This window comes from Streptantibioticus parmotrematis (genome assembly GCF_019890615.1).
GTDB classification, from domain to species: Bacteria; Actinomycetota; Actinomycetes; order Streptomycetales; family Streptomycetaceae; genus Streptantibioticus_D; species Streptantibioticus_D parmotrematis.
The window spans coordinates 1-15,788 of sequence record NZ_JAINVZ010000019.1; the positions used below are offsets into that span (position 1 = coordinate 1).

Below are 15,788 nucleotides of genomic sequence, written 5' to 3' on the forward strand. Positions count from 1 at the left end.
CGCGGGTGACGTCAAATACCGCACAGGCGGCTGACGTTGCGACGGCGTTCCGACCGACGTAACGCCACTCAGGCCTTGCCCTGATTGGTCTGCTCCAATTAACGTCGCGACCGCACAGAAGCCAGCAGAACCCATCCCCCCTGACTGTGTTCTGTCCTGATCCTCCCATCCCCCCTTCTGGAGGACTGCGTGGTTTCCCGACGTTCCTTCCTGACGGCGGCCGGCGCCACGGCGACCGCTGCCGCTCTCTCGCCCTTCTCCCCGCTGTCGCCCTTCACGCGCGGCGCCACCGCCGCGGGCGTCTCGCTGCCGGTGTCGCTCGAGAACAACTCCGGCAGCGACACCGTCTACGCCTACATCAGCGGCTCGGACAGCAGCGGCTGGCCGGTGTTCGTCTCCGCGGACGGCACGGTCAACCGGCTGCCGAATCCCTCCTCGACGGTGACGCCCATCGCCGACTACTCCATACCGCTCGGCGCCTCCGGCTCGGCCGCCACCAAGGTGACGCTCACGGACTACGTCATCGGCGGCCGGGTCTGGTTCTCGGTCGGCCAGAAGATCCAGTTCTTCGTCAACCCCGGCTCCCCGCCCGGCCTGGTGCAGCCCGGCTTCGTCAGCTCCGACCCCAACTGGCAGACGCACTGGACGTTCTGCGAGTTCACGTACAACAGCGCCAACCTTTACGCGAACATCTCCTACGTCGACATGGTGACCCTGCCGGTCTCCATGGCCAGCACCGGCAGCGCGGGCAACCAGTCGGTCAGCCCGCTGCCGAACGGCGCGCTCGCCTCCATCGCCTCCGGCCTGAAGTCCCAGCACGCCTCCGACGGCGCCCCCTGGGACCAGCTGGTCGCCACCGACTCCTCCGGCGCGGTGCTGCGCGTCCTGGCGCCCAGCCACTCGCCGGTGGACTTCGGCGGCTACTGGGACGACTACCTCGACCAGGTCTGGAGCCACTACGCGGGCACCACGCTGACCGTCAACGGCCAGGGCAGCATCGGCTCCTACTCCGGCACCGTCCAGGGCGACGCCATCGTCTTCTCCGGCCTGAACGACGACGGGGTGCCGTTCACCAAGCCCAGCGCCGCCGACATCTTCGGCTGCGCCAGCGGACCGCTGTACAACTCCGGCCCGGACGCCCGCGGCGCGGTCGCCGCCCGCCTCGCCGCCGCGCTCAACCGCAGCACCCTGCTGGTCTCCGGCGGCAACAACCAGCCCGACGGGGTCACGCCCGCGCAGTACTACCAGAACGCGACCACCAACCACTACGCGCGCCTGGTCCACCAGTACGCCAGCATCGGCTACGCGTTCCCCTACGACGACGTCGGCCCCACCGGTGCCGCGCCCGTCGACGGTCACCTCCAGGACCCGGCGCCCACCTCCTGGACGATCGCGCTCGGCTCGGGCGCCGGGGGCGGCACCACCGGTGGCGGGGGCGGCGAGACGACCAGCGCCTACAGCACCATCCAGGCCGAGTCGTACGCCGCGCAGAGCGGCACCGGCACCGAGACCTGCTCCGACTCCGGCGGCGGCAGCGACGTCGGCTGGATATCGGCCGGTGACTGGCTCAAGTACGCGTCGGTGGACTTCGGTTCGAGCTCGCCGAACCAGTTCACCGCCCGCCTCGCCTCCGGAGCGGGCTCGGGGGTCAGCGGCGCGATACAGGTCCGCCTCGACAGCACCACCGGCACGAAGATCGCGGAGATCGACTTCGCCAACAACGGCGGCTGGCAGTCCTGGCAGACCGTGCCCGCCAACATCGTGGCCCCGGCCACCGGAGTCCACGACGTCTACCTGGTGTTCGCGGGCAGCAGTTCGGACTTCGTGAACGTCAACTGGTTCGCGTTCACGCACTGATTCGCTCACCCACGGGTTCGTTCCGCCTTCTGATTCGTTCCGCCTTCGGGGAACGGACCGGCGCCGGTGCCTCGTTCGGGGCACCGGCGCCTTGGCGTGCGAACGCCTGCTGACGGTGGTGTGCCGAAGGCCCGCTAACGACCCTCGGTCAACGCCCGCGCCTCGGCCGCGTACAGGACCGCGGGGTCGAATCCCATTCCCGTGAAGTGGCCCGCGAGTTCGAGGGACAGCACGCCGTGCAGCCGGGTCCAGAAGACGAGCGCGCGACGCAGCGCCGACGGCGGCGCCTCGGGCGAGGGCGCCCAGGAGCGGTGCTCCGCCAGGTACGCGTCGAAGGACGGCACGTCGGCGGAACCGGAATCGGCCGGCGTCTCGGCGCCCGCGCAGGCCTCCAGCAGCACCGACATCATCTCGGAGGTGATCCGCACGGTGTCCGCGGGCGCCTCGTAACCGGGCACGGGGGTGCCGTACACGAGCAGGTACCGGTGAGGCGACTCCAGCGCCCACGCGCGCAGGGTGTCCGCCAGACCGGCCGGATCGGTACCGCCCTCGGCGCGTGCCGCGAAGGCGTCGGCGAGACCGCGGTAGGCGTCCCGGATGAGCGCGGTGATCAGCTCGTCGCGATTGGCGAAGTACCGGTAGAGGGCCGGGCCGCTCATGCCCATCTCCTTGGCGATCGCGTTGAGCGAGAGGGCCGACGCCCCGGCGGTGGCGATCTGCTCCCAGGCGTGCTCCTTGATCTCCTCCCGCACCCGCGCGCGGTAACGCGCCCGCGGTGTCGTCGCCTCAGCCTCGGCCATGACCGCCTCCGTTGCTCGCTTCCCGGGTCATCCATGTCGTTAGATCCTCTCACGTTCGCTGTTGACGGTCACGAATGTGAGTTATAGCTTCTAGCGTAAGCGATTAGCGATAACGCCGCTCCGCCGACCCACTCCCACCCCCCCCGCGAACGAGGAGAACCGCCATGCCCGACGCCGTACGTGCCTCCCGCATCCGCCTCCGCCCCCGCTCCGGCCGCCGCACGGCGGCGCTCGCCCTCGCCCTCGTCGCCGGCGTCTCCGGTGGCCTCACCACCGTCCCGGCCCGAGCCGCCGCGGTCGCCGTCAGTGCCGCCTCCGGCTCGCTGACCTGCCAGGGCCAGGGCATCGACCCCACGGCCCGACTCCACTACGAGGCCGCGACCTTCATCAAGGCGCCGTTGGCCACCGTCTGGAAGCTGCACACCGACATCGGGAACTGGCCCTCGTGGCAGCGGCCCGTCACCGGCGCGAAGCGGCTTGACCCGGGGCCGCTGCGGGCGGGGTCGCGGTTCCGGTGGACCATCGCGGCGCCCGCCACGCCGTCGACACCCGCGACCACCCTGGTCATCACCTCCACCGTCCGGCAGATCCGCGACGAGCGGTGCACCCGCTGGACCGGGCCCGCGATCGGCCAGGGGCTGCGCATCGACCGGGGCGCCCACGTATGGAACTTCACCGCGGTCGACGGCGGCGTCCTCGTGCGTACGGAGGAGAGCTGGACCGGTCGGCAGATCGAGGCCGATCCGGCCACCGCGAGCAGATACCTCTACCCGGGGCTCGACGCGTGGCTGGCCGACCTGAAGGCCGCCGCGGAGGCCCGTTACCGATCGCCGGTGAGTCAACGCCCCGCAGCAGTAGGGGAGTTGACCACCGCCGGAACGCCACGAACCCGAGGGGCATGCCACGTCGTCAGGCCGACGCGATGAGCGCCCTGGTGACCGCCGCGACACCGGGCGCCGGGCGGCCCGGCAGCCGTGCCACGAGGATGCGGCGGACCTCGTCGGGCGCCCCTTCCACCCTCAGCAGGATCACGTCGTGCGGCAGCAGCGGTGCCATGCGCGACGGGACCGTGGTCACGCCGAAACCGCCCGCGACCAGCCGGAGTTTGGTCAGCCAGTCGCGAGCGGTGTGCGCGACACGGGGGCGTCCCGGCAGGCCGGGCCAGACGCCGAGCAGGGGCTCGGCGCTCGACGACGGAGCCGCGATCCAGGGCAGGCCGACGAGTTCGTCGACGTGCGCCGACGTGCGCCCCGCGAAGACGCCGGTCGCCGACGCCGCCACGCGCAACTCGACCTCCCCGGCGGTCTCGACGCGCAGCGGGGGTGATTCGCCGTCCGAAGGCCGGTGCGGCGGGCGGGAGGTGAGGACGGCGACGTCGACCGAACCCGCGCGCAGCGCCCGGATCAGGCCGGGCGTGGTGCCCTCCCGCGTCGTGACGGTCACCTGCGGACTGTCCTGCGCGAGCCGGGTGAGCGCGTCCGGCAGGAGCAGCGCTCCCGCGCTCACGAACAGCCCGACGCGCACCAGTTCCGCCCGCGCGGCCGAGCCGTTCAGGTCGCGCTCGGCCGCCGCGAGGGAGTCCAGGATCGTGCGGGCGTGCCGCAGCAGGCTCAGGCCCGCCGCGGTCAGCCGCACCCCGTCGGGCTTGCGCTCGAACAACGCGGTGCCCGCGCTGCGTTCGAGGGCCGCCGCCTGCCGTGAGATCGCCGACTGCGTGTAGCCGAGCCGGGCGGCGGCCGCCGTGAAGCTGCCCGACTCGGCGATCTGCCGCAGGACCCGCAGGCCCGTACTGGAGACGTCCATGCGTCCTACGCATAGCACACATGCCGAACCTTCGCTTGGCGCATGGCCTTCGCCTCCCTAGCCTCGACAGCGGACAGCGAAGGAGGCCGACGATGCGAGCAGCAGTCCTCACCCGGTTCGGTGCGCCCCTCACGGTGCGGGAGGTGCCCGACCCCCAGGCGGGCGGTGGAGAGGTGGTGGTCGAGGTCCTGGCGGCCTGCGTGCCCCCGTACGCGGACGAGGTGTTCGGCGGCGCACGCAGATACCCGCTCGAACCCCCGGTGATCCCCGGCCCCGGTGGCGTGGGGCGGATCGTGCGGGTGGGCCCCGACGCCACCGGGCTGAAAGCCTGCGACCTGGTGTGGTGCGACCCGACCGTGCGCGCCCGCGACGACGCGCTGACCCCCGACATCGCGTTGCAGGGGTGGGCTTCACGCGGCGAGGGCGGCGCGAGGCTCGCCCGGCACCTGCACGACGGGTCGTTCGCCGAGCTGATGCGCGTCCCCACGGAGAACGTCCACCCGCTGCCCGCGTCGGCCGGACAGGACCCGGCGCGCTGGTCCGCGCTCGGGGTGTACGTCATCGCGTACGGCGGGCTGCTGGCGGGCGATCTCCGGGCGGGCGAGACGCTGCTCGTCAGCGGTGCCACCGGCAACCTGGGCAGCAGCGCGGTCGCCCTGGCGCTGGCGATGGGGGCGGGACGGGTGGTCGCGCCGGGGCGCGACCGTACGGTGCTCGACCTGCTCGCCGACCGGTTCGGGGCGCGCGTGCGACCGGTCCCGCTGACCGGCGACGAGGCGGCCGACCAGGAGGCGATGCGCGCGGCGGCCGAGGGCCAGGTCGACATGGTGATCGACCTGCTCCCGCCCGCGGCGCCCGCCTCGGTGACCCGCACCGCGGCCATGACCGTACGGGAGTACGGCCGGGTGATCCTGATGGGAGGCGTCGGCATGCTCGGCGGGGCGGACCTCGCGTTCCCCTACCCGTGGCTCATGCGCAACTCGGTGACCGTACGCGGCCAGTGGATGTATCCGCGGACGGCGAACCCCGGCATCGTCCGCCTGATCGGATCCGGCGCACTGGACCTGGCCGGCGAGCGGGTGCGCGCCTTCGGCCTGGATCAGGTCAACGAGGCCGTGGCCCACGCCGCCGCCGACACCGGCCCGTTCCGCCGGACCGTGCTCGTGCCGCGGCAGGGGTGAGCGGCAGGGGTGAACAGGGGTGAGGGGGCCCGGCGGGGCGCGGAAGCGGGCGCGGGCAGGCGCCGAAGCGGGCGGGCGGCGTGGGTCAGGCCTGGCCGGTCTCGAAGCGGGAGATCCTGTCGCCGCTGACCGTGAAGCGCCAGGCGGTGCGCATCGAACCCCAGCGGCTGTTGGTGTAGTTGGCCACCAGTGAACGGCCGCCGTCCGACACCGATTCGACGTCCATCCGCCCGTCGCTGCCGAAGACCTCGCTCTCGGTCCACTGCCGCAGGTCGCGGTCGTTGCCGTCGTCGCTCATCGTCGCGTCGTCGGTGAGCAGGGCGTAGAACGCCTGCCGGTCACCGGAGTTGAGAGCGTCGACGAACTTCGCCACGACCGGATCCAGCGAGTCGGTCATTCACGTCTCCCGAGGTGCCTGGTGTGTGTGGGGGAAAGCAGGCTGCCGGGTGGGCCCGGGTGCCGGGTGGGGCTCGTGCGCCCGGGCCCTCGCCGTCAGCCCAGCGGGCCCTGCTCGACCGAGGTCATCTCCCGCCAGGTCAGGCGGGGACGGGACGGGCAGAACGGCACCGTGCCGGTGTTGCGCACGTAACGCGCGGCGACCCAGGCGACGTGACCGCGGACCCGGTCGCGCAGCTGGTACCACAGGTCGTTGCCGTCGACCCGCTGGCCGTGGACCTTGCAGCGCAGGCCGACCTCGGCACGGTAGGGCAGGGCGCCGAGGCGGGCCGCGCTCGTGCTGGGCAGCTCCCGCTCGACGACCCCGCTGGGGCTGATCACCGTGCCGTACGGCTGCGGCGGGGCGGCGAGCGCCGGGGTCGCGGTCAGCAGGGAACCGGCCAGGGCCACCGTCGCCGCGGCGACCGCCGCGAAGCGGCGGCTGGAAGTGAACGCCATCGAGAAGACCTCCTCTGGTGAGGAACAGGACGAGAGGTGTTGTCCTCAAGACGGCGTCCTGGGACAACGCATCCTCAACGAGGTGCTTCGGCCGAGGTTGTGGTGGTTCGCCCGGATGGCCCAGCGCTCGTACGGGTCGCGCGCCGCACGTCCCGTCACCGCGTCGCCGCACGCCCCTTACGCGCTCAGTCCTTACGCGCTCAGCGCGCTCAGTGCTCCTCCAGCCGCAGCGCCAGCGCCGGGCAGCGGCGGATCGCGCGCAGCGCCTGGGACTTCAGGTGGGACGGCAGCGCCATGTTGGCCAGCGCCGGGTAACCGTCCGGGTCGAGCCTGATCACCTCCGGGAGGATGTCCGCGCACAGGCCGTGCCCGTCGCAGAGCGTCCAGTCGACCATCAGCTGCTCGGTCGGCTCCTCGTGCGGCAGCGGCAGCACCCCGGTCACCGGGCGCCCGCAGCCGCCGCCCAGCACGTGCGCCGCCAGGTCGTCGGTGAAGACGGCGAGCGCCGAGCGCACGAAGCGGGAGGTGCCGTCCGGGTGCGAGCAGGCGCCGCGCCTGCGGACGGTCTGGGTGGCCCGGCGCAGCACCTCCAACGCGGCCTGGCCACCGCCCCCGAGCACCTCCGACAGCGCGGCGGCGACGCCCGGCAGGCCCAGGCGGCACGGTCCGCACTGCGCGGCCGACTCCGCCGCCAGCCACTGGGCCACCCGCAACGTCTCACCCAGCGGGCACAGTTCGGGGGAGAGCGGCGCCACGCCGCCCGCGCCGAGCGTCGCGCCGTGCGCGTTCATCCCCGCCCGGGAGACCGCGGCGACCGACGCCGAACTGGGGTCGAGCCAGCCGCCGTGGTAGCCGCCGACCAGCACGCCCTGCCCGATCCCCGAGCCGCAGGCGTGCAGCACGTAGCTGAGCGGCACCCCGCTGGGCACCTCCACCAGCATCGGACGCGGCACGGAACCGGTCACCGTCAGCAGCACCGTCCCCGGCTCCTCCGGCGTGCCCGCGTGGGCGTAGCGGTCGGCCCCCAGGCGTGCGGCGACGGCGAGTTGGGCGTACGTCTCGGTGTTGGACAGCAGCGTGGGCAGGCCGTCGACACCGGACTCGCTGGCATGCGTGCGGCGGCCCGCGGGCAGCGGCACCTCGTCGTTGGCGCCGCGGATGATGGAACTGGCCTCGCCGGAGACGAAGCGCTCCGGCATCCGCAGCACCTGCGCCCGCAGCTTGCGGCCGCGCCGGTCGTCCAGGCCGCGTTCCTCCAACGCGGCCCGTACGGACGCCTCCAGCGGATCGCGGGTGACCGCGACGATCAGGCGGTCCGCGCCGAGCGCCTCGGCGACGAGCAGCGCGCCGTCCAGCACCAGGTGCGGCGCCCGGGTCAGCAGCGCGGTGTCCTTGCGGCACGCGGGTTCGCCCTCGCAGCCGTTGATGACGACGGCCGTGCGGCACGAGCGCGCCCGGGCGGCGGTGGCCACCGCGCGCAGCTTGCGGGCGAACGGGAAGGCGGCGCCGCCGCGGCCGCGCAGGTCGACCGACTCGGCGAGCGCCTCGACCTCGGCCGCCGACAGCAGCGGCAACGTGCCGTGCACGCAGTGGTGGGTGGCCAGGTCGAGCCGCGACGCGATGTCGAACCCCGCGGTCAGCCGGGGCACCCCGAGGGCGTGGACGGCGAGCGGGGCGTCGGGCGGAGGGGTGGAGGTCCGTGCGGGCAGGTTCACCGGTGGCCTTCGCTGTGGGGGAGGGGGTCGCTCGCCGGTGCGGCGGCGGAGGGGGCGTGCGTGGCGTCGCCCCAGGGCTCGCCGCTGCGGGGACCACCGCCCGTCGGGGCGCCCCAGGGCTCACCCGGCCGGGGCCCGGCGCTCCACGGGTCGCCGTGGGCGTGGGCCGCGCGCGCGTCGGGGGCCTCCTGCGGTTCCGCGGTGTGGCCGAACGCCTGTGGCTCGTCGAGGCCGTAGGCGTGCCGGGTCCCGTGCGGGGCCTGGTGGGAGGCGTACGGGTCCGGGACGTACGCGGAGGCGGGGACGTGGGGATCCCCGGCGTACGCGGAGGCGGCGGTGGGCGCCTGGTGCGGGATGGCGCCGATGCCGGGGGCGGGGACCTCCGTCAGTCCGGTGCCGGGAACGCTCTCCGGGCCGTGCGCGCCGTAGCCGGAGCCCGGAGCGGCCAGATCGTCAACGGGCGTGCGGGCACCGGGTATCCCAGCGCTGCCGCCGAGCCCGCTGCCGCCGAGCCCGCTGCCGCCGAGCCCGCTGCCGCCGAGCCCGGCCCCGCCGGACAGCCCGCCGCCGCTTAGCCCCGCACCGCCGAGCCCTGCACCCGTGATCCCCGCCCCGCCGGACAGCCCCGCACCGCCCCCCGTCCGCCCGCCGTGCGCGCGCCCCCTGCGCCGCACCCCGCCCGCCGCGCGGCGTGCCCCTGCCCCCGCGCGATGGCGTACCGCCGCGAGCCCCCGTCCCGGTGCGCCGAGCCGGGACGGGACCGCCGAGCGTCCCGCGTCCGCGGTGCGGCAGACCGCCGGCCGGTCCATCGCCCCGCCGTCGCGCACGTGCATCCGCCAGCGGACCACCAGCGCCACGCACACGCCGATGACGCACAGGATGTAGGAGACGTTGACCCAACCCGCCGCGGAACGGCCCGCCTTGAGCCCGTGCAGCAGGCCGGTGAACCACGCCGGGTAGGCGCACGCGTGCAGCATCCGCCAGCGCCCGGCGTGCCCGCGCCCCGCGAACGCGCCGCGCAGCACACCGGTGGCGACGGAGAGCACCAGCAGGTAGCCGGCCACCACTCCGAGGCCGATCAGGAACCGTTCGCGCCCGCCGCTGAACGGCACGAGCGCCGCCACCAGGGAGACGTGCGCCTCGCCGACCTTCACCGACACGTGCAGGATCAGGAAGCCGAACGCGGCCACGGCGGTGGCCCGGTGGAGTGCCTGGGTCGCGATGCGGTGGCGTGGGCCGAGCAGCGAGGTGCCGGTGCACATCAGCCCGTAGACGACCGTGGAGGTCAGCGAGACGAGGGTGAACACGCCCGCGCCGTAGTCGAGGAAGCGCCGCGGTCCCGGGCCCATCGTCGGCACGAGGGCGAGCACCACGACGACGGCCGTGGTGACGGTGAGCAGTACACCGGCGCGTGTCCGGGAGGCGGAGGCGGCGGCCGGACCGCTCGCGCCGGGCGTTCCTGGCGACCCGAGCAGCCGTGCCATCGACGGCGCGTACCGGGCCGACGCTCTTAAGGGTGCGGTGGGGGAGTACCGCGAAGCGGGCGAGGACGCCGTGGAATTCGGGGACTTCGGGTACTTCGGGGACTTCATGGGCATGGACGACCTCGCGAACCGCGTGGACTTCGCGAACGAGGAGAACAGCGAGGAGAACACCGCGAAAGCGGACCGCGGGGTGGATGTGGGGGAGGATGCGGACGAAGCGCGCCGCCGCCTGCCCCCGCCGCCGTGTTGAGGGTTGATGCGCATAGTGGTTTTCTCCGGCAGCCGTGTGGGGATACGGGGGAGTCGATGGCTGACGCTAAGCCGCTACCGCAGGTATGGCACCAGGCTTGCCGCAACTGCGTTCGTGTGGGCCGTCACACTGCTAACGTCATGTCAATTGCTGCTCTACGGAGTGGAGTTGACGTCCGTCGAGCCGGGTGATGGAACCTTTCCGCAGCGTCCTACCAGGGACCGTTGAGTACGGACAGGTCTGTGCCAACTTCTCAGGCATTACCTTCACTTGACCATTTCTTGAACGGATCATGTCCCTGACGTGGACAGATCAGCGACAGAGTTTCGCTTTGTGCGGAGGTACCTCACCGGTATCCGGTGAACCCGCTCCGCGGTTCGCGACGCATCTCGACCAGGCGACGCGACGCATTTACGCGACGATCCGTTTCGCTGGGGGTTTCATGAAGCTTGTCCGCTCTAGAACTCGCGCCGGACTGGCGGTGGCGGCGACCCTGCCGCTGGTCGCCGGCGCACTGGCGATGGGCATACCCAACGCCCAGGCCGACACGGCGCACGGGCGCCAGGTGATCGCCAACACCAAGCCGTCCTGGGCCACGTCCAACGCCGACCACGGCACCGCCGCCGCCTCCACCAAGGTCGACCTGCGCGTCTACCTGGCCGGTGACGCCAAGGGCCTCGCCGCCTACGCGCAGGCGGTCTCCGACCCCAGCTCGGCGAGCTACCACAAGTACCTGTCCGCCAAGCAGGCCCAGACCCGCTTCGGCGCCACCAAGCAGCAGATCGCCGAGGTCACCGCCTGGCTGAAGTCGTCGGGCCTGAAGGTCACCGGCTCCAACCAGCACTACGTGTCGGTCTCCGGCGACCGGGCGTCCGTCGAGAAGGCGTTCAGCGTCCAGCTGCACAACTACTCGGTGGGCGGCCACGTCTACCACGCGCCGTCCGCCTCGGCCACGGTGCCCGCCTCGCTGGACGGCGCCGTGCTGACCGTCACCGGTCTGAACAACGCCCCGGCCAAGGCCCAGACCGACGCCACCGTCGGCACCGCCACCAACGGCTCGGCCCCGGGCGCGGCCGCTCCCGGCGACCAGCTGCCGCCGCCCTCCGCGGTGTTCAAGAACGCCGGTCCGTTCTCCACGTACTACGGCTCGAACACCGACAAGAAGCTGCCGTCCGCGTTCGGCTCCAAGGCGCCCTACGCGATCAAGGGCTACACCGGCAAGCAGCTGCGTGCCGCCTACGGCGCGGGCAAGTACACCGGCAAGGGCGTGACGGTGGCGATCACCGACGCGTACGCGTCGCCGTACATCGCCCAGGACGCCGCCGAGTACGCCAAGCGCAACGGCGACGCCGCGTACAAGCCGGGCCAGCTGACCCAGGTCCTGCCCAGCAGCTACAACAGCACCGCGCCCAACCAGTGCGGCGCGTCCGGCTGGTACGGCGAGGAGACCCTCGACGTCGAGGCGGTGCACGCGGTGGCCCCGGCCGCCGACATCACCTACGTCGGCGCGGCCTCCTGCAACGACCCGGACCTGCTCGACGCCCTGTCCAAGGTCGTCGACAACCACCTGGCCGACGTCGTCTCCAACTCCTGGAGCGACGTCGAGTCCAACGCCACCCCCGACTCGACGGCCGCGTACGACCAGGTCTTCGAGCAGGGCGCGGTCGAGGGCATCGGCTACTACTTCTCCTCCGGTGACGACGGCGACTACGTCGCGGCCAGCGGCAAGAAGGACATCGGCTCCCCCTCCGACTCCCCGTGGGCCACCGCGGTCGGCGGCACCTCGCTCGCCGTCGGCAAGGGGAACAAGTACGAGTGGGAGACCGGCTGGGGCACCGACAAGTCGGTGCTGTCGGCCGACGGCAAGACCTGGACCGGCTTCCCCGGCACCTTCAGCTCCGGCGCGGGCGGCGGCACCAGCACCCTCTACAGCCAGCCGTTCTACCAGCGCGGCGTCGTGCCGACCTCGCTCAGCGAGGCCAACGGCACCAAGTCGCCGATGCGCGTCATCCCGGACATCTCCGCGGTCGCCGACCCGACCACCGGCTTCCTGGTCGGCCAGTCGCAGAGCTTCCCGGACAAGTCGATCCAGTACAGCGAGTACCGCATCGGCGGCACCTCGCTGGCCTGCCCGGTGACCGCCGCCATCCAGGCGCTGGCCCAGCAGGCCCAGGGCGGCGTGCCGATCGGCTTCGCCAACCCGTCGATCTACGAGCGCTACGGCACCCCCGCGTTCCACGACGTGACCGACCACCCGCTGGGCCAGGGCAAGGGCATCGCCGACGTCCGCGTCGACTTCGCCAACAGCATCGACGCCAGCGGCGGCCTGATCACCTCGCTGCGTACCCTCGGCACCGACAGCTCGCTGCACGCGACCGTCGGCTACGACAACGTCACCGGCGTCGGCACCCCGGGTGCGGGCTACCTGAAGTCGTACGTCCCGGGCAAGCACTGAGCACCACCCGCGAAGCGGTGACCCGCACGTCGTGACGGCTCTCGTCGAGCGCCCGGGCGGCACGCGGTGAACGTCGCACGGGGCCCGTACCGGATACTCCGGTGCGGGCCCTTGCGCGGCTGGGGTACCCTGTGCTCCATGCGTGCCGTACGCCTTCTGCTTACCGGGCCGCGCTGACCCAAGGTATCCAGCACCAGGTCAGTCGCGGCGTCCCCTCCTGCGTGAGGGGATTTTTCGTTTCCGGACGTTTCCGTAGGACCAGACGCGACCGGCCTGCGCCTGTCATGACATCGATGGAGCTTCGAGGGACATGAGCGAGACCACCTCCGCCGCAGAGGCGACCGCCCCCCACCGCTACACCGCTCAGCTGGCCGCGCGCATCGAGGCCGGCTGGCAGGACCGCTGGGAGCGGGAAGGCACCTTCGAGGCACCCAACCCGGGCGGCGGCGAGCTGGGCGGCCCCGAGGACGTCACCTCGCGCCCCAAGAAGTTCATCATGGACATGTTCCCGTACCCCTCGGGCGCGGGACTGCACGTCGGTCACCCGCTGGGCTACATCGCCACCGACGTCTTCGGCCGCTTCCAGCGCATGACCGGCCACAACGTCCTGCACACCCTGGGCTTCGACGCGTTCGGCCTGCCCGCCGAGCAGTACGCGGTGCAGACCGGCACGCACCCGCGGATCACCACCGAGGCCAACATCACCACCATGCGCGCGCAACTGCGCCGCCTGGGCCTGGCCCACGACAAGCGCCGCTCGATCGCCACGATCGACCCGGAGTACTACAAGTGGACCCAGTGGATCTTCCTGCAGATCTTCAACTCCTGGTACGACCCCGAGGCGCGCGGGGCCCGGCCGATCGCCGAGCTGGTCGAGCAGTTCGCCTCCGGCGCCCGGCCCACCCCCGACGGCCGCCCCTGGGACGCGCTGACCGCCCCTGAGCGCGCCGACGTCCTGGGTGAGTACCGGCTGGCCTACGCCTCCGAGTCGCCGGTCAACTGGTGTCCCGGCCTGGGCACCGTGCTGGCCAACGAGGAGGTCACCGCGGACGGCCGCTCCGAGCGCGGCAACTTCCCCGTCTTCAAGTCCAAGCTGCGCCAGTGGATGATGCGCATCACCGCCTACGCGGACCGGCTGCTGGACGACCTGGACGCGCTGGACTGGCCCGAGGCGATCAAGTTGCAGCAGCGCAACTGGATCGGCCGCTCCGAGGGCGCCCGCATCGACTTCCCCGTGCACGTCACCGGCGACGGCGACGCGGCCATCACCGTCTTCACCACCCGCCAGGACACCCTGTTCGGCGCCACCTACATGGTGCTGGCCCCCGAACACGACCTGGTCGACGGCATCGTCCCCGACGCCTGGCCGGAGGCCACCCACCCGGTGTGGACCGGCGGCCACGCCACCCCCGCCGAGGCCGTCGCCGCCTACCGCAAGCAGGCCGCCGCCAAGTCCGACGTCGAGCGGCAGGCCGAGGCCAAGGAGAAGACCGGTGTCTTCACCGGCGCGTTCGCGGTCAACCCGGTCAGCGGCGAGCTGGTGCCGGTCTTCATCGCCGACTACGTGCTGATGGGCTACGGCACCGGCGCCATCATGGCCGTCCCCGCGCACGACTCGCGCGACTTCGCCTTCGCCCGCGCCTTCGAACTGCCCATGCGCTGCGTCGTGGAGCCGTCCGACGGCCGCGGCCAGGACACCGCCGAGTGGCCCGACGCCTTCGACTCGTACGAGGCGCGCATCGTCGACTCCGCCTCCGACGCGATCTCGCTGGACGGCCTGACGGTCCCCGAGGCCAAGGTGGCCATGACCGCGTGGCTGGGCGAACGCGGCATCGGCGAGGGCACCGTCAACTACCGCCTGCGCGACTGGCTGTTCAGCCGCCAGCGCTACTGGGGCGAGCCGTTCCCGGTCGTCTACGACGAGGAGGGCGTGGCGCACGCGCTGCCCGAGTCGATGCTGCCGGTGCAGCTGCCCGAGGTCGAGGACTACAGCCCGCGCACCTTCGACCCCGACGACGCCGACACCTCGCCGGAGACCCCGCTGTCGCGCAACGAGGACTGGGTCGACGTCACCCTGGACCTGGGCGACGGCCCCAAGCGGTACCGCCGCGAGACCAACACCATGCCCAACTGGGCCGGTTCCTGCTGGTACGAGCTGCGCTACCTGGACCCGCGCAACACCGAGGAATTGGTCGACCCGGCCGTCGAGGCGTACTGGATGGGTCCGCGCGAGGGCCAGCCGGCGGGCGGTGTCGACCTGTACATCGGCGGCGCCGAGCACGCCGTGCTGCACCTGCTGTACGCGCGCTTCTGGCACAAGGTGCTGCACGACCTGGGCCACGTCTCGTCGTACGAGCCGTTCCACAAGCTGTACAACCAGGGCATGATCCAGGCGTACGTCTACCGTGACGCCCGCGGCTTCCCGGTGCCGGCCGCCGAGGTCGTCGAGCGCGACGGGGAGTACTACTTCGAGGGCGAGCGGGTCCGGCGCGAGCTGGGCAAGATGGGCAAGTCCCTGAAGAACGCGGTCACCCCCGACGAGATCTGCGCGGAGTACGGCGCCGACACACTGCGGCTGTACGAGATGGCGATGGGCCCGCTGGACGTCTCCCGCCCCTGGGACACCCGCGCGGTCGTCGGCTCCTACCGCTTCCTGCAACGGCTGTGGCGCAACGTCGTCGACGAGGAGACCGGCGAGGTCACCGTCGTGGACGACGAGCCCGCCGAGGAGACGCTGCGCGCGCTGCACAAGGCGATCGACGGCATCCGCACGGACATGGCGAACCTGCGCTTCAACACCGCGATCGCCAAGGCCACCGAGCTGAACAACCACGTCACCAAGCTGGAGCGGGTGCCGCGCCAGGTCGCCGAGGCGATGGTGCTGCTGGTGGCCCCGCTGGCGCCGCACGTCGCCGAGGAGCTGTGGTCCCGGCTGGGCCACACCGGCTCGCTGACCTACGCGGACTACCCGGTGGCCGACCCGGCGCTGGTCCAGGACGAGACGGTCACCTGCGTCGTGCAGGTCAAGGGCAAGGTCAAGGCCCGCCTGGAGGTGCCGCCCGGCATCGCCGACGCCGAGCTGGAGGCGCTGGCGCTGGCCGACGAAGCGGTCGTCGCGGCACTGGGCGGCGCGGGCATCCGCAAGGTGATCGTCCGGGCGCCGAAGCTGGTGAACATCGTCCCGGCGTGAGGATCGCTCCGTGATCCCTTAGGGGGTCGCTGGGGGCCGGCTGCGGGTCCGTACGGAACCCGCGGCCGGCCCTTTGCGTTTACGGTGAAGGGACGGGTCCCGGCCGTCAGACCGCCGTGGCCGCCGCACGCGGTCCTCCGGGGCCGCGCAGACCGAACG

The 15,788-nt window shown here is 72.5% G+C and carries 12 protein-coding genes; 6 read left to right on the plus strand and 6 right to left on the minus strand.

All coding sequences use genetic code 11. From position 1 onward, the window contains the following. Window positions 1-189: 189 nt before the first annotated feature. Window positions 190-1,857 carry a beta-1,3-glucanase family protein gene (locus tag K7472_RS23615; protein WP_222980555.1) on the plus strand — a complete coding sequence of 556 codons (1,668 nt, stop codon included), beginning with the start codon at window positions 190-192 and terminating at the stop codon, window positions 1,855-1,857. Window positions 1,858-1,991: 134 nt separating this feature from the next. On the opposite strand, the gene K7472_RS23620 is transcribed toward K7472_RS23615, so the two are convergent. After that, complete coding sequence (locus K7472_RS23620) at window positions 1,992-2,657, minus strand: TetR/AcrR family transcriptional regulator (RefSeq protein WP_222980556.1); 666 nt, start codon at window positions 2,655-2,657, stop codon at window positions 1,992-1,994. A 164-nt stretch (window positions 2,658-2,821) separates the two neighbouring features. Here K7472_RS23620 and K7472_RS23625 point away from each other — a divergent pair, with 164 nt between their 5' ends. Next, window positions 2,822-3,583: an SRPBCC family protein gene (locus tag K7472_RS23625; protein ID WP_222980557.1), complete on the plus strand. Its 762-nt coding sequence runs from the start codon at window positions 2,822-2,824 to the stop codon at window positions 3,581-3,583. On the opposite strand, the gene K7472_RS23630 is transcribed toward K7472_RS23625, so the two are convergent. Continuing rightward, on the minus strand, window positions 3,567-4,460 hold the full coding sequence (locus tag K7472_RS23630) for a LysR family transcriptional regulator (RefSeq protein WP_222980558.1): 894 nt from the start codon (window positions 4,458-4,460) through the stop codon (window positions 3,567-3,569). The two genes, K7472_RS23625 and K7472_RS23630, sit on opposite strands and share 17 nt — an antisense overlap. Before the next feature lie 92 nt (window positions 4,461-4,552). Here K7472_RS23630 and K7472_RS23635 point away from each other — a divergent pair, with 92 nt between their 5' ends. Further along, the gene (locus K7472_RS23635; RefSeq protein WP_222980559.1) at window positions 4,553-5,641 is read left to right on the plus strand and encodes a zinc-binding dehydrogenase; all 1,089 of its coding nucleotides are present in this window, start codon (window positions 4,553-4,555) and stop codon (window positions 5,639-5,641) included. An 85-nt stretch (window positions 5,642-5,726) separates the two neighbouring features. Here the strand turns inward: K7472_RS23635 and K7472_RS23640 are convergent, their stop codons facing one another. The 4 genes from K7472_RS23640 to K7472_RS23655 all read right to left on the minus strand — a co-directional run bounded on the left by K7472_RS23640 (window position 5,727) and on the right by K7472_RS23655 (window position 9,734). Then, window positions 5,727-6,038 (minus strand): nuclear transport factor 2-like protein, encoded by a 312-nt coding sequence (locus tag K7472_RS23640; protein WP_222980560.1) that lies wholly within the window; start codon window positions 6,036-6,038, stop codon window positions 5,727-5,729. 95 nt (window positions 6,039-6,133) lie between these two features. Next, entirely contained in the window at window positions 6,134-6,535 is a 402-nt protein-coding gene (locus tag K7472_RS23645) for an SH3 domain-containing protein (protein ID WP_222980561.1), read from the minus strand. 209 nt (window positions 6,536-6,744) lie between these two features. Further along, the gene (locus K7472_RS23650) at window positions 6,745-8,250 is read right to left on the minus strand and encodes an NADH-ubiquinone oxidoreductase-F iron-sulfur binding region domain-containing protein (RefSeq protein WP_308014052.1); all 1,506 of its coding nucleotides are present in this window, start codon (window positions 8,248-8,250) and stop codon (window positions 6,745-6,747) included. Further along, window positions 8,247-9,734 carry a ferric reductase-like transmembrane domain-containing protein gene (locus tag K7472_RS23655; protein WP_222980562.1) on the minus strand — a complete coding sequence of 496 codons (1,488 nt, stop codon included), beginning with the start codon at window positions 9,732-9,734 and terminating at the stop codon, window positions 8,247-8,249. Before K7472_RS23655 ends, K7472_RS23650 begins: the two co-directional genes overlap by 4 nt. Before the next feature lie 37 nt (window positions 9,735-9,771). Here K7472_RS23655 and K7472_RS23660 point away from each other — a divergent pair, with 37 nt between their 5' ends. The 3 genes from K7472_RS23660 to leuS all read left to right on the plus strand — a co-directional run bounded on the left by K7472_RS23660 (window position 9,772) and on the right by leuS (window position 15,629). After that, window positions 9,772-9,984, plus strand: coding sequence for a hypothetical protein (locus K7472_RS23660; RefSeq protein WP_222980563.1), 213 nt, complete (start codon window positions 9,772-9,774; stop codon window positions 9,982-9,984). A gap of 442 nt (window positions 9,985-10,426) precedes the next feature. After that, complete coding sequence (locus tag K7472_RS23665; RefSeq protein ID WP_222980564.1) at window positions 10,427-12,439, plus strand: S53 family peptidase; 2,013 nt, start codon at window positions 10,427-10,429, stop codon at window positions 12,437-12,439. Window positions 12,440-12,749: 310 nt separating this feature from the next. Continuing rightward, window positions 12,750-15,629 carry a leucine--tRNA ligase gene (leuS, locus tag K7472_RS23670; protein WP_222980565.1) on the plus strand — a complete coding sequence of 960 codons (2,880 nt, stop codon included), beginning with the start codon at window positions 12,750-12,752 and terminating at the stop codon, window positions 15,627-15,629. The last annotated feature ends 159 nt before the right edge of the window (window positions 15,630-15,788 follow it).

What these genes read in the sequence shown, in the direction of transcription:
- K7472_RS23620 (WP_222980556.1), bottom strand. Translation starts at nt 2,657, where the DNA reads ATGGCCGAGGCTGAGGCGACGACACCGCGGGCGCGTTACCGCGCGCGG.
- K7472_RS23625 (WP_222980557.1), top strand. Translation starts at nt 2,822, where the DNA reads ATGCCCGACGCCGTACGTGCCTCCCGCATCCGCCTCCGCCCCCGCTCC.
- K7472_RS23630 (WP_222980558.1), bottom strand. Translation starts at nt 4,460, where the DNA reads ATGGACGTCTCCAGTACGGGCCTGCGGGTCCTGCGGCAGATCGCCGAG.
- K7472_RS23635 (WP_222980559.1), top strand. Translation starts at nt 4,553, where the DNA reads ATGCGAGCAGCAGTCCTCACCCGGTTCGGTGCGCCCCTCACGGTGCGG.
- K7472_RS23640 (WP_222980560.1), bottom strand. Translation starts at nt 6,038, where the DNA reads ATGACCGACTCGCTGGATCCGGTCGTGGCGAAGTTCGTCGACGCTCTC.
- K7472_RS23645 (WP_222980561.1), bottom strand. Translation starts at nt 6,535, where the DNA reads ATGGCGTTCACTTCCAGCCGCCGCTTCGCGGCGGTCGCCGCGGCGACG.
- K7472_RS23655 (WP_222980562.1), bottom strand. Translation starts at nt 9,734, where the DNA reads ATGGCACGGCTGCTCGGGTCGCCAGGAACGCCCGGCGCGAGCGGTCCG.
- K7472_RS23665 (WP_222980564.1), top strand. Translation starts at nt 10,427, where the DNA reads ATGAAGCTTGTCCGCTCTAGAACTCGCGCCGGACTGGCGGTGGCGGCG.
- leuS (WP_222980565.1), top strand. Translation starts at nt 12,750, where the DNA reads ATGAGCGAGACCACCTCCGCCGCAGAGGCGACCGCCCCCCACCGCTAC.